Origin of the sequence: Nocardia acididurans (assembly GCF_016741815.1) — a bacterium.
GTDB classification, from domain to species: domain Bacteria; phylum Actinomycetota; class Actinomycetes; order Mycobacteriales; family Mycobacteriaceae; genus Nocardia; species Nocardia acididurans.
In genome coordinates this window covers 41,013-53,092 of the sequence record NZ_JAERRJ010000020.1, presented here as the reverse complement: position 1 = coordinate 53,092, position 12,080 = coordinate 41,013, and the positions used below count along the sequence as shown (strand labels likewise).

General features: G+C 69.5%; 14 protein-coding genes and 2 tRNA genes. 11 read left to right on the top strand and 5 right to left on the bottom strand.

Features of this window, described 5'->3' with window-relative positions:
- The first annotated feature begins 18 nt into the window (after positions 1-18).
- The 3 genes from JK358_RS36240 (at position 19) to JK358_RS36230 (ending at position 771) form a co-directional block, all read left to right on the top strand.
- Positions 19-483: a DUF4254 domain-containing protein gene (locus JK358_RS36240; RefSeq protein ID WP_201957708.1), complete on the top strand. Its 465-nt coding sequence runs from the start codon at positions 19-21 to the stop codon at positions 481-483.
- Between the two features lie 127 nt (positions 484-610).
- A tRNA-Gly gene (locus JK358_RS36235) sits at positions 611-683 on the top strand.
- A gap of 13 nt (positions 684-696) precedes the next feature.
- Positions 697-771 (top strand) — tRNA-Val (locus tag JK358_RS36230).
- Between the two features lie 52 nt (positions 772-823).
- Here the strand turns inward: JK358_RS36230 and JK358_RS36225 are convergent.
- A complete protein-coding gene (locus JK358_RS36225; RefSeq protein ID WP_201957707.1) occupies positions 824-1,771 on the bottom strand; it encodes a LysR family transcriptional regulator in 948 nt (315 codons plus the stop codon).
- A 133-nt stretch (positions 1,772-1,904) separates the two neighbouring features.
- Between JK358_RS36225 and JK358_RS36220 the strand changes: the two genes are divergently transcribed.
- The 3 genes from JK358_RS36220 (at position 1,905) to JK358_RS36210 (ending at position 4,040) form a co-directional block, all read left to right on the top strand.
- Complete coding sequence (locus tag JK358_RS36220) at positions 1,905-2,276, top strand: DUF4267 domain-containing protein (RefSeq protein ID WP_201957705.1); 372 nt, start codon at positions 1,905-1,907, stop codon at positions 2,274-2,276.
- A gap of 9 nt (positions 2,277-2,285) precedes the next feature.
- Positions 2,286-2,684: a DUF2871 domain-containing protein gene (locus tag JK358_RS36215; protein ID WP_201957704.1), complete on the top strand. Its 399-nt coding sequence runs from the start codon at positions 2,286-2,288 to the stop codon at positions 2,682-2,684.
- Between the two features lie 132 nt (positions 2,685-2,816).
- The gene (locus JK358_RS36210) at positions 2,817-4,040 is read left to right on the top strand and encodes a glycosyltransferase (RefSeq protein ID WP_201957703.1); all 1,224 of its coding nucleotides are present in this window, start codon (positions 2,817-2,819) and stop codon (positions 4,038-4,040) included.
- Here JK358_RS36210 and JK358_RS36205 read toward each other — a convergent pair.
- Entirely contained in the window at positions 4,037-5,278 is a 1,242-nt protein-coding gene (locus JK358_RS36205) for a zinc metalloprotease (RefSeq protein ID WP_201957702.1), read from the bottom strand. The genes JK358_RS36210 and JK358_RS36205 overlap by 4 nt on opposite strands.
- 454 nt (positions 5,279-5,732) lie before the next feature.
- On the opposite strand from JK358_RS36205, the gene JK358_RS36200 reads away from it, so the two are divergent.
- From JK358_RS36200 to JK358_RS36180, 5 genes are all read left to right on the top strand, one after another.
- Entirely contained in the window at positions 5,733-6,125 is a 393-nt protein-coding gene (locus JK358_RS36200) for a hypothetical protein (protein ID WP_201957701.1), read from the top strand.
- Positions 6,115-7,281 (top strand): hypothetical protein, encoded by a 1,167-nt coding sequence (locus JK358_RS36195; RefSeq protein WP_201957699.1) that lies wholly within the window; start codon positions 6,115-6,117, stop codon positions 7,279-7,281. Before JK358_RS36200 ends, JK358_RS36195 begins: the two co-directional genes overlap by 11 nt.
- A 47-nt stretch (positions 7,282-7,328) precedes the next feature.
- Positions 7,329-7,805 carry a roadblock/LC7 domain-containing protein gene (locus JK358_RS36190; RefSeq protein WP_307817900.1) on the top strand — a complete coding sequence of 159 codons (477 nt, stop codon included), beginning with the start codon at positions 7,329-7,331 and terminating at the stop codon, positions 7,803-7,805.
- Positions 7,802-8,173 (top strand): hypothetical protein, encoded by a 372-nt coding sequence (locus tag JK358_RS36185; protein ID WP_201957697.1) that lies wholly within the window; start codon positions 7,802-7,804, stop codon positions 8,171-8,173. Before JK358_RS36190 ends, JK358_RS36185 begins: the two co-directional genes overlap by 4 nt.
- A 229-nt stretch (positions 8,174-8,402) precedes the next feature.
- Positions 8,403-8,702, top strand: a complete 300-nt coding sequence (locus tag JK358_RS36180; RefSeq protein WP_201957695.1) for a DUF1905 domain-containing protein — start codon at positions 8,403-8,405, stop codon at positions 8,700-8,702.
- Between the two features lie 11 nt (positions 8,703-8,713).
- On the opposite strand, the gene JK358_RS36175 is transcribed toward JK358_RS36180, so the two are convergent.
- Genes JK358_RS36175 through JK358_RS36165 form a run of 3 tightly spaced genes read right to left on the bottom strand, consistent with a single transcriptional unit; the run spans position 8,714 to position 11,943 of the window.
- Entirely contained in the window at positions 8,714-9,838 is a 1,125-nt protein-coding gene (locus JK358_RS36175; protein ID WP_201957693.1) for a hypothetical protein, read from the bottom strand.
- Positions 9,839-9,842: 4 nt separating this feature from the next.
- The gene (locus JK358_RS36170; RefSeq protein ID WP_201957691.1) at positions 9,843-11,231 is read right to left on the bottom strand and encodes an ABC1 kinase family protein; all 1,389 of its coding nucleotides are present in this window, start codon (positions 11,229-11,231) and stop codon (positions 9,843-9,845) included.
- Positions 11,232-11,280: 49 nt separating this feature from the next.
- On the bottom strand, positions 11,281-11,943 hold the full coding sequence (locus tag JK358_RS36165) for a TetR/AcrR family transcriptional regulator (protein WP_201957689.1): 663 nt from the start codon (positions 11,941-11,943) through the stop codon (positions 11,281-11,283).
- Between the last annotated feature and the right edge of the window lie 137 nt (positions 11,944-12,080).

Below are 12,080 nucleotides of genomic sequence, written 5' to 3'. Positions count from 1 at the left end.
GGTATCGAAGGAGCACCTGTGCCAGCCGAATTGCCCTCGAAGGAAATGCTTGTGGACGCCTGCGCGGGCACCGTCCCGCATCCACACCCCATCCTGCAGGCCGCCTACGAACTGGCCAGCCTGCACGAGGCCCGCCGCACCGCCGACCCCACCGCCCATCCCGATATCGACCGCACCCGCGCCCGCCTCATCCACGACATCGACTCCTGGACCGCCCGCGAACTCCCGCGCCCGCACGCCGCCGCCCCGCTGCACACCGAAACGCTCGGCATGGTCGTCGACCGCCTGGCCCACCTCACCATCGCCGCCCACTCCTCCCCGCACACCACCACCCCCGGCTGCCCCGACCACCAATCCTGGAAACGCCTCGCCGAACTCTCCCTCGCCTACGCCGACCTCGCCCACGCCCTCGCCACCCGCACCTGCCGCATCCCCGATCTCGCCGCCCCCCTCCCCGAAATCCTGCCGCCGCAACAGCTCTGACCCACCCGGCGGGGTCCGCGGGCCCGCTCCGAAACCGCCGTTTTCGTGCCGATTTGCAAACTATGCCGGGTAGTACGCTAATGTTCTGTCCCGCAAGCCGAGCAGCACACGGGCCCGGTGAGCGAATGCGGATGTAGCGCAGCTGGTAGCGCATCACCTTGCCAAGGTGAGGGTCGCGAGTTCGAATCTCGTCATCCGCTCGAGAAGTACCCCGCGCGATTAGCTCAGCGGGAGAGCGCTTCCCTGACACGGAAGAGGTCACTGGTTCAATCCCAGTATCGCGCACCACAGTTCGACAGCGAGGCCCGGTTTCGACCGGGTCTCGCCGCGTCACCGGCCCTCACGCCCCGCGGACACCCGCATCCCGGCGACCCGCGAGCGCAGGCTGAAAACCCGTATGCCCCTGGGCAACCGATGCGACGGCGGCGGCGTTGAAGGCACGCACCCGGGCTGTCTCGCGGGTGGCGTGCCAGACGAAGCCCCATTCGATGGGCGGCGCGTCGGTGATCGGGAGGTAGACGATATCGGGGCGCGGGTCGTAGCGCACCGCCTGTTCGCCCACCACGAACGCACCCTCGCCCGCGCCGACCCGCGACAAGATCTCCGCACAGCTGTGGGCTTCACCGAACACCGGGATGGGCAGCCCGCCGGGCGTACGGTGCGGGGCCCGCGCCGCCACCCATTCGGCGGGCAGGGCGCTCGGCATCCGGATCAGCGCCACCTGGGCGAGATCCTCCGAGGTGATCGCGGCGCGGGTGGCGAGCGGATGCCGGTCGGAGACCGCCAGCACCCGGGCCTCGCGGAACAGGGTCGGGCCGGTGACGAAATCCGGTTCACCGACAGGACGTTCGAGCAGCATCATGTCGAAGCGGTCGGAGCGCCAGGCGGCGACGCCCTCGGACATGTGGATCTCCCGGATGCGGACGTCGACGCCCGGGTGCTCGGCCCGGAAATCCGCTGCCAGCGTGAGGATTACCCGCCCGGCCGCCGGGCCGAGGAAGCCGACGGTGAGCACGCCGTCGATGCCGCGCCCGGCCTGGGTGGCGCGGGCGACGGCACGCTGGATCTGATCGTGGCCCGGCCGCAGCTCGTCGAGGAACTGCTTGCCGATGGGGGTCAGCGTCACCTGGCGGCTGGTGCGTTCGAAAAGCGTTGCGCCCAGGCGACGTTCGACCGTCTGCACGATCCGGCTGATCCGGCTCGGGGACACCCGCAGGCGTTCGGCCGCCCGCGCGAAATGCAGCTCGTCGGCCAGGGCCAGCAGCGCCTCCAGTTCGTACCGTTCCACGGCGGAGTCCCTTTCCGGATCGTTGTGCGGGAGGCAACCGAGGTTGCCCTATTCGTCGTTGTTCCCGCGCGGATGCGCTGATTACCTCTCGAGGTAGATATTCGTTCCACGTTCCGGAGGGCTTCGTCCGATCATGCTCACCCCAATCGCCTACGGCCTGGCGATATTCCTGGCCGTCTTCATCATCGCGATCGGCACCCGGTTCCTCCTCGATCCACAGGGCGCGGCGGCGGGGTTCGGCGTGCCCACGTGGCCCGACGGGGACAGCGCGTACCTGTCGATCAAGGGCCTGCGGGATATCACCTCGGGCGTCATCGGCCTGGCGCTGCTCGCCTTCGCCGACGCCGACGCGGTCGCCTGGTACCTGGTGGCCGTGTCGCTCACTCCGTTCGGCGACACCGTGATCGTGCTGCGGCACGGCGGCACCAGGGCGGCGGCCTTCGGCATCCACTTCGCCACCGCGGTGGTCGTGCTGATCAGCGCGGCCCTGCTGTTCGCGGCCTGAGGCGGCGGCATGCGCATGATCTACAACGCCGCCCACGTCTACATGATCGCGGGCCTGATCTCCGGGCTGTTCTACCGGGAGTTCACCAGCCTCAACGATTTCGACGGCGAGACCCAGCTGTCGGTGGTGCACACCCACCTGCTCGCCCTCGGCATGCTGTTCCACCTGATCCTGCTGGCGCTGGAGAAATCCTTCCGGCTCACCGCGAGCCCGCTGTTCGCCTGGTCCTTCCGGACCTACAACGCGGGCGTGGCCCTCACCGTCGGCATCATGATCCTGCACGGGATCCAGCAGGTGCGCGGTGTCGAAACCGGTGCGGCCACCGCCGGACTCGCGGGCCTGGGCCACATCGTGCTCACCGTCGGCCTGATCCTGTTCTTCATCAACCTCGGCAAACGAGTGGCCTGACACCCGGAAAATACGAGAAGCCCGGCTGCCGCCGGGCTTCTTCCCATTTCACTGTATATCGCAGGTGGGGCCTTGCCGCAAGGCCCGGGGGAGCCCGCACAATCGCTGGTCTGGCTATCGAGAGGAGTTCACATGCGAGTACTGCTGTCGACAATTGGATCGCGGGGAGAGGTGCAGCCCATGCTGGCGCTGGCGCTGGCATTGCGGGGGCGGGGCAGTGCGGTCCGGCTGGTCGCGCCGCCGGATTTCGGGGAGTTGATCAGCGGTTACGGGATTCCGTTCGTTCCCGTGGGTCCGGAGGTGCGCAAGTTCACGCCGCAGCGGAGCACCGGGGCGCAGGACATGGTCACCGTCATGCGGCAGATGATCGGGAACACCGTCGCCGAACAATTCGAGGCGGTCGGTGCGGCGGCCGCGGAGTGCGACGCCATCGTCGCGTGCGGGGCCCTGCAGCCCGCCTCGAATTCGATCGCCGAGTATCGGGGACTGCCCTACGCGTACATCTCCTTCTGCCCGGTGACGCTGCCCTCGGATCAGCTCGCGCCGCCGTTCATGCCGCCGGTCCCGGGCCAGCCCGACGTGGACCCGGCCGCCGACCCGCGCACCCAGTGGGAGCAGGACGCGCAGCGCTGGGACGCCCGCTTCGCCGACCCCATCAACGCCCATCGCGTGGAGCTCGGCCTGAAACCGATCACCGGCGTGCGCGACCACATCTTCAGCGCCACACCGCTGCTGGCCGCCGATCCACTGCTCGGCCCGTGGCCGGGCAATCCGGAACTGGAGGTGACCCAGACCGGCGCGTGGCTCGTCCCCGACGACCGGCCGCTGTCCGCCGAACTCGAGGACTTCCTCGCCGCCGGCGACCCGCCGCTCTACTTCGGCTTCGGAAGTATGCACGTCGCACCGGAATTCAGCCGCGTGGTCATCGACACCGCCCGCGCGCTGGGCCGTCGTGCCATCGTCTCGCGCGGCTGGACGGACCTGGCGCTGATCGACGCCGCGCCGGACTGCCTGTCCCTCGGCGAGGTCAATCAGCAGGCGCTGTTCCCGCGCCTGGCCGCCGTCGTGCATCACGGCGGCGCGGGCGCCACCACCGCGGCCGCCCGCTCCGGCGCGCCGCAGGTGATCGTGCCGCAGCGCTACGACCAGTTCTACTGGGCCGAGCGCATTGCCGCGCTCGGTATCGGCGCGGCGCACGCACCGGCCGTGCCCACCGTCGAAACCCTCACCGCCGCACTGGAACACGCGCTCGCGCCGGACACCGTGGCGGCGGCCCGCGCCCTGGGGCCGCGCATCGTCACCGACGGCGCGGAGGCGGCCGCGCGGATCGTGCTGCGCCGGGCGACCGGCGCCTAGTGCCGGTGCAGTGACCGGGCCAGCTCGTTCGCGGTGACGCTGTCGAGCTCCACCGGCGCGGGCAGCGGCGTGCCGGTGTACTTCGACGTCGAGCCGATATCCCCGCCGTTGAACTGGAGTGAGGCCCAATTATTCTGCGCCGTAAGGTTATTCAGTAACCAGTCGGAGTTGATGCTGCTCGCGGCGAGACCGTGCTCGCCGTCGCAGTTCCAGTCGATGGGCTGATCGGCGGAACGGTCGGTGTACCGGTTCGGGGTGGCGGCGAACCCGCAGGAATACGCCGTCCGCCATCCCGCGCCGAGCGGGCCGAGCCCGCGCTGCTCGTCGAGCCGATTCTCGTCGAGCGGACCCGGGTCGGCATCGGAGTAGCCGAAGTACCAGGTGCCGTCGGATCGTGGCACGCCGAACATCTGGAAGGAGTAGTTCATGACGCTCAGGTAGTTCGGCTTGTAGTTCACGCCGTCCGTCCCGCCGTGCTGCAGGCCGAGGTTGTGGCCGAGTTCGTGGATGAACGTGCCCACCTGCTGATCCTCGGCGACCTCCGGAAAGCACGCCGGACCCAGCGCCACGACGAAGGTGTCGTTGGGGATCGCGAACCCCTGCCCGCTGCTGCACGAGCCGTCGATCCGATCGCCCCAGACCATGTAGTGGAAGACGTAGGCGCGCTCGGGCGCGAAGTACCGCTGGCGCAGCTGCCCGACCTCGGTCAGCGAGGGATTCAGATCGGGGTCGTCCGGCACCGGATTGCCGCCGCCCAGATCGTATCGACCCGCACCGGCTTTCGGACGCTGCGGCTGGGCGGAACCCGCCGATCCCGTCGATCCCGTCGCGGACCCGGTGCCCGGATCCTGCTGGGCGGGCGGCACGGCCGCCCCACGTGTCCCGAGATCCAGATGAATTGCGATGCCCGTGCTGCCGTCCGGATTGGGTACCGGACTGGTCCCGAACACCTCCGCGATCCGGGCGAGTACCGCGTCCGACGGCTCCCGCCCCGGCATGTAGTCCATCTCGACGAAGATGTCCTTGTGCCGCGGGTCGGCGCCCAGTCCGGGCAGATCCACCTCCGGATTCCCGTCGCCGTCCACATCGAGCCCGTACTGCTCCCAGCTGTCGGGCAGTGCGTCACCGTCGCTGTCGACGCTGTCGGAGAGCATGCCCACCGGGGCCGCGTAGGACACCGGTGCGCCACCGAGCAGCACGAGCGCGGCGGTGACGGCCGCACAGGTCCGGACCCGCATCGGATGCTCCTTATCGAGAGGGGTGAGGTCTCCACGTCCGAGCGCGGGCCGAAGAGATGCGGGCCCGAACCGGACACTAGAGAAGCCGGGAAACCTTCACAATCCCGACACGCTGCAGGTCAGCTGCATCCCCGCAACTCTCCCAAAAGCCGCGCGCGGCCGAGGTCTCCGGTGCCCGACATCGGGTGTCCGGCCGCCGCCGGCGAACGTGCCGACGATCCGCCGAAGGCGCGCCAGGGTATTTGGTCCCCACTTCGGGCCGAATTGAGTCACCGATCGAATTCCTCGGCGGATATCAGCCACGCCAGTTAACGAATACCGCGAAGTATTATTATCGGATTTTCGGCCAAATATGATGGCCGTCAAGAAATCTCGCACAATCCCCGCACGCCGCCCGCAAACCCTGTGTAGCGTCTGGAACTCGAAAACCCTCGCATGACAAGGCCGGTGTTCGGTGATCGGAATTGATGGCTGCCTCGAACGCATCATGGATATCCCGGGTGCGCGCAGCGTGACCCTCGTGGACGGAGCGAGCGGTTTGGCCATCGCCTCCGCCGGCGTCTACGAGGGCGTCGACCAGCACGCCGACGCGGCGGTGACCACCGATGTGGTCCGCGTAATCCTCGCGTGCCCAGCGCTCACCACCGGTGCCGACGGCGACGACATCAGCGAGATCATCATCGACGGCACCCGTGGATTCCACCTCCTGAATTTGCTCGACGGCGACTTCGAAGGCCGCCTATTCATCCACACCGTATTCGACGACGACCCCGGCAATCTCGCCATGGCGAGATTTCAGATCCGCACCATCCTCGCCGAATTGGCCGGAGCCGATCATGGGCGTTGAACTGGCGACCGAACTGCAACGCCTGGAAAAGGAAAGGCGCACCGGCGTATTACGCACCGCCGACGGCGCATTCCACCTCACCGACGGCGCCATCGCCTGCGTCGACTGCCGCCGCACCACCGCCCTGGACCGCCTCGTCATCGCCGCCGGTGCCGCCAGCGCCGACGCCTGGCAGCGCGCCGCCACCGGCGACCCGAGCGCAATCACGGGGACGCCCGCGGCCCGGCGGGCAGCCGTCCCGCTCCGGCAGACCGCCGCGTCCACCGCTGTGGCGCAACCGCTGACGACCACCGACGCCGCGAAGCACGCCCGCGCGGCCGGTGCGCTGGGCGCCCTGCGCCAGCAGCGCCCGGCCGAACAGCGCACGGCCTCCGGCCTGCTCGATCCCGCCCGGTTCGGCACGGCGTCCGAACGCGATCGCGCCGGGCAGTTGTCCACCGCACCCGTCCGCGATCCCGCCGGGCAGTGGTCGGCCCCGCGCGGACTCGGGCCCGCGGCCGCACTGCCCGAGCTCGGCACCGCCGATACCCCGGGGCAGAGCTCTGCCACCGCACCGCGCCTCGCCGTCGTATCCCGCCCGCGCCTGGAAACCCTTGTGCTGCTGTCGATTTTCGATGCCGCGTATCTGCTGCTGGCCGCGCCCGGCCCGGTCGAGTTCGAATCCGCGCCCGCGCACTGGCTGTCGGACCTGTGCGCCGTCACCCCGCGCGTGGTGATCCACGAATGCGATCGCCGCGGCGCGCTCGACCCCGGCCCGTGGCATACCGAGCTGGTGGACCGCGCCGCCGTGGTCCCCGCGCGCCGCATCGCGCACCGCCGGGTGGTTCTCACCGCCGGCCAGGCCGAGGTGCTGGCCGCCGCCGACGCGCGCCGCAGCGTCACCGCCATCGCGCGCACCCTCGACCGCACCGCCTACGGCTGCCTGCAGGCCGTGCGCGATATGACCGCCGCCGGTCTCATCGAACCGCCCGCCGCCGCACCGGCTTCCATCCAGCACGGCGACCCGGAGATCCAGGCGCCGACGCCCGGCGGCCCGGCCCCGCTGCCGCGCCGCCGCGTCCGGCAGGCCGCGCTCACCCCCGCGCCCGAGAGCTGGGAGCCCGCCGACCGCGACATGCTCATCCGGCTGCGGGCGGCCCTGCAGGAGCTGGCGTGACCGGGAGAAAGACACGTCTCGGCGAACTGATAGGGAGGTTGACCAAGGTGGCGAATTCCGACCCCGACCCGAATACGGTGCTGCTGCCGGAACTACACGGCCTGCGCGAGCGGGTCCCGCAGCTGACCGGTTCGCTGGTGGCCTCGATCGACGGGCTGCTCATCACCCATGATCTCCCCGCCCATATCGAACCCAACGGTATGGCCGCCCTCACCGCCTCCCAGCTCTCGCTGTCACACCGCCTCGTCACCACCGCCCACGGCGGCGGATTCCACGAGGTGGTGGTGCGGGGCAGCGGCGGCCACGTCGTCATCTACGCGGCGGGCTGGACGGCCGCGCTCACCGTATTGGCCGCTCCCACAGTCAATGTCGGCCGTCTGCACCTGGAGTCCCGTCCTCTCGCCCGCGCCATCGCCGATCACCTCAAAGCCCTCGGCAAGGAAGTCCGAGCCCCGGAACCGGCAGGCAAACACGAACTCACCAAGCCTCCGGTGACGAACACCAGAAGAAGGGAACGAATATGACAAACATGGACCTCGCGCTGAAGGACATGATGGTCATAGACGGCGCCGTCGGCGCCTGCGTGGTCGACTACAACAGCGGCATGGCCCTCGGCATGCTCGGCAGCTCGAAGGCCCTCGACCTGCAGGTGGCCGCCGCCGGCAACACCGAGGTGGTCCGCGCCAAGATGCGCACCATCGACCAGCTCGCGCTGAAGGAAGACATCGAGGACATCCTCATCACCCTCGGCAATCAGTACCACATCATCCGCCCCATGACCGGCCGCAAATCCAAGGGCCTGTTCCTCTACCTCGCACTCGACCGTTCCCGCGCCAATCTCGCGATGGCCCGCCACCGCCTCAAGGGCATCGAGGAAGAGCTGGAGGTGTGAAGCCGGTCCCGCGCGGCGCGGTGCAGGCTGGCACGGCGCGTCGCCCGGATGGCACCGGCCGTCCTGGTGGCTGCGCGATTGCCCCGCTACCGTTTGACGAGTGCCGTTTCCGCAACACCGCTGCGGCACAAGGAAGCCCGTCCTGGCCGGCCCTCCGCTCTGCCGGGACGGGCATCCGCCCACGCTCGCGATGCTCGTCGATGTCGGTGCCTCCCGCTACGGTCTGGACATGGCGACATCGCGGTACGAATTCACGGCCGAGCTCTGGGAGTGGGAAAGCCAAGCCTCCTGGTACTTCGTGAGCCTGCCCGAGGACGCCGCCGATGAGATCGAGGAGCTGTACGGGCAGCGGGCCGGGGGATTCGGATCCGTGCGGGTGCGGGTCGTCGTGGGCGCGAGCCGCTGGGGCACCTCGGTATTTCCCGACAAGAAGCGGGGCACCTATGTGCTGCCGATCAAGAAGGCCGTGCGCACGGCGGAGGGGTTGACGCCGGGCAGTCCGGTGCGCGTCGAACTCACCGTCGGCTGAGTGCCCCGCCCTCAGAAGGCGTTGGTGTGCAACCAGATTCGGCTGTCACCAGCGGGATCGGTGGTGGCCAGCAGGATTCCGTCACCGAGGGCACCGAGGAAGGCCTTCGGCGCGACGGCGGGTAATGGGATCTCGCGCAGGCCGGTGCAGTCGCGCGCGGCGGACAGCAGCCGCGCCGTCCCACCGGCCCGGATGGTGATCAGCACCCGGGCCGCTCGCAGTACGACCTGGGTGATGTCGAGGGACTCGTCCTGTGGCCCGGTCACGACCGTCGAGGGGCTGGGCCAGCACTGCAGCTGGGGACGCGCACCGACCGTCTTGCCCACCACCACGCACCCTCGGTCGTCGCATCCGACGCGATCGGCAACGCCGCTGCCGGGCAGCACTTTTCGCTCCCAGGCTCGGCCATCCGCTGAAATCCATTCCAGTGGTTGATACTCCATCCCGCGAATGCTGTTGCCCACCACGAGGTATCCGCTCGGCGTGGCCGCCCCACCGCTCGCCCCCGTCGTCTCGCCGGAGCCCGCGGCCAGGGCCGGATCATCCGCGAGGCGATCCCACCGCAGGCCATCTGCGGTGACCCACACCGTGGCCCCGGGCCGCCCGCTGCCACCGGTCCAACCGCCCACCAGGACCCCGGTCCCGCCGTGCGCCGCCGCCGCGTACACCCCGAGTGCGCGCGGCCCACCGAACTGTTCGACCACCTGCGGTGACTCCCTGAGCGCCGCGGCATCCCCGGCCCACACCGTCATACGCGGATGGAAATGCGCGCCGCCCGACGCCTGCCCCAGCGCGACGATCCGATCGCCCACCCCGGCCGAAACCAGTTCCGCGACAGCGCCGTATCCACTCTCCGGCTGGATCCGCACAGGGTTCCAGCCATCGCCGTCCGAGGTCGTCCAGGCGGCGGGGGAGCGCCCGTCCGGTCCGGGAACGGATCCGAGCAGCAACAGTTTCCCCTCGAACGGAACCACGGCCAGCACCCGCGCCCCGGCCGCGGGCGCGCTCAGTTCGGTCCACTCCGGGTCGGTCCGCGTGACCGGAGCCGCGCACCCGGCGAGCGCGAGCAGCGACAGCGCCAGCAGCGCGGCGCGTGCGCGCCCCGCATCCCGCCACGGCCTCGCACTCCCACGCATCCACTCACTGTGCCAGCCACTGCTGTTCCAGCGCACCGAGTTCCGTGCACGGCGGCTCACCGTAGAACCATTCCCGCGCGATGCGATGCCAATTCGCGGCGGCCCGCAGCTTGCCGAGCAGCGCGAGCGTGCCGTACTCCACGCGCCGCGCGATGGCATGCTCGGCGGGAGCGTACTCGTGCCGCCAGTGCTCGAAGTAGCCGCGGCGCGGGTCGGCGAACGCGAGGATGGCCCTCGCCGCGGTGTTCTCGGCGATCCGGATCTCGGCGTCGGTCAGCAGCCAGCCGGACGCCTCCCGGAACAGCCGCAGGCACAGTTCGGAGGTGACCGGCGAATTCTGTTCCAGCACACCGTATTCGACCAGCATCACGCGCAGATCGGTGGCGCGGTACTCGATAGCGGCTCGGGCGCACGCGATTTCGAAGTCGACGGCGGCATCGTCCATATGCTTGAACAGGCCGAAATCGAGAAAGATCACCTTCCCGTCCGGTGCGAGCAGCACATTGCCCGGATGCGGGTCGGCGGTGAAACGGCGCTCGCGCAACATGGTTCCGGCGAAGAAGCGGAACAGGATCTCACCCACCCGGTCGCGCTCGGCGGCGGCCAGCGCGGCGATATCGTCGAACCGGCTGCCCTCGGCCAGTTCGGTGACCAGCACCCGTTCGGTGCACATCTCGGTCACCACCTCGGGAACCCGGATGAACGGATGCCCCCGGTACATCTCGGCCGCCCCCTGATGATGCGCGGCCTCGACCCGATAGTCGGTCTCGGCGGCCAGATGCGAGGTGAGTTCCCGCATCAGCGCGTGGTCGGACAGCGCGGGCGTGATGGTCCGCACCAGCCGCACCACCAGGTTGAGGTTCTTCAGATCCGCGCGCACGGCGACCGCGACCCCCGGGTACTGCACCTTGACCGCGACGGCCCGCCCGTCGGTGAGCTGCGCGCGATACACCTGCCCGATCGACGCCGCCCCGATCGGCTCGGGGTCGAATTCGGCGAAGACCTGCTCGAGCGGCCGCCCGTACTCGGCCTCCAGCACCGCCCGCATCTTGGCGAACGGCACCTGCGGCGCACTGTCGTAGAGCGCCGACAGCTTGCGTTGGAACCGCTCCCGCTGTTGCGGCGTCAGGGAATTCGTGCCGAACACCGAGAGCACGTCGAAGGTCGAGAGCAGCTGTCCGGCCTTCATGGCCAGACCCTTCATGCTGCCCAGCACGGTGACGATGTCCTCGGCGGCGTCGGCGAGGGCGCGCTCGATCCGGGCATCGCGTTCCGCGTCGCTGTCGCGCACCGCCGACAGTGTCACGCCCGCGCCGCGCACGGCCTGCGCCGCAACCAGTTTGCCCATGGCGGCCCCGCGCCGGACCCGTGAGGTGGGAATCTCCTGCGCCATCGAACGACCTCCTCGGCGACAGCCCGAGATTAGCAGACAAATCCGTCGACTAATTGGGTTGCGCGGCCCGCAAACCCGGCTCGAGCACGGCGAGCGCGGTGGCCACATAGGTCTGGCGATCGAGCGGACCGTCGCCGCGCAGCGTGCGCATGACCGGCGGAATCGTCATGGCCAGCAGCATCCACGCGACCTCGGTGGTATCCACGTCCGAGCGCAGCACGCCGGCGTCGACCGCGCGGGACAGGAACCGCCCGACCGTCGCCGCGAGAATGCCGCCCAAGCCGAGGATCCGGCTGTCGAGTTCCTCGTCGATACCGGGCAGCTCGAACATCAGCGTCTGCATGAGCGCCGGATCGGATTCGGCGATCCGGCACATCCGGTCGACGGCCGTGACCCACGTCCGCATGAGGCCCTCGACCGTGAATTCAGTTGTGTCCGGGGCGGATTCGAAGACCTCACCGGCGATCTCGTGGAGCAGCCGATCCAGCCCGTAGTCGACCACCTCGTCGAGAATCGCGCGCTTGCTGTCGAAGTAGCGGTAGAAGGTGCCGTAACCGACGCCGACCTCGGCGGTGATGTCGGCGGTCGAGGCCGCCGCATACCCCTTCGTGGTGAACACCGTGTACGCGGCGGCGATGAGCTCGCGCCGGCGCCGCTCGGTGTTCTGCTGGTCGCGCGGCCTGCCGGGGCCGCGTTTGGCTGGTTCGGTCATCACGCACATCGTATGCGGCCGCGCTCGCGATCCGGCCTGCACCGCTGGTGGCGGCGGCTTTCCGGAGTAACCCTTGCGGATCCGTCCCAGACACTTTAGTTTGATGACATCGACGTCGATTAATTATCGCCAGGTCA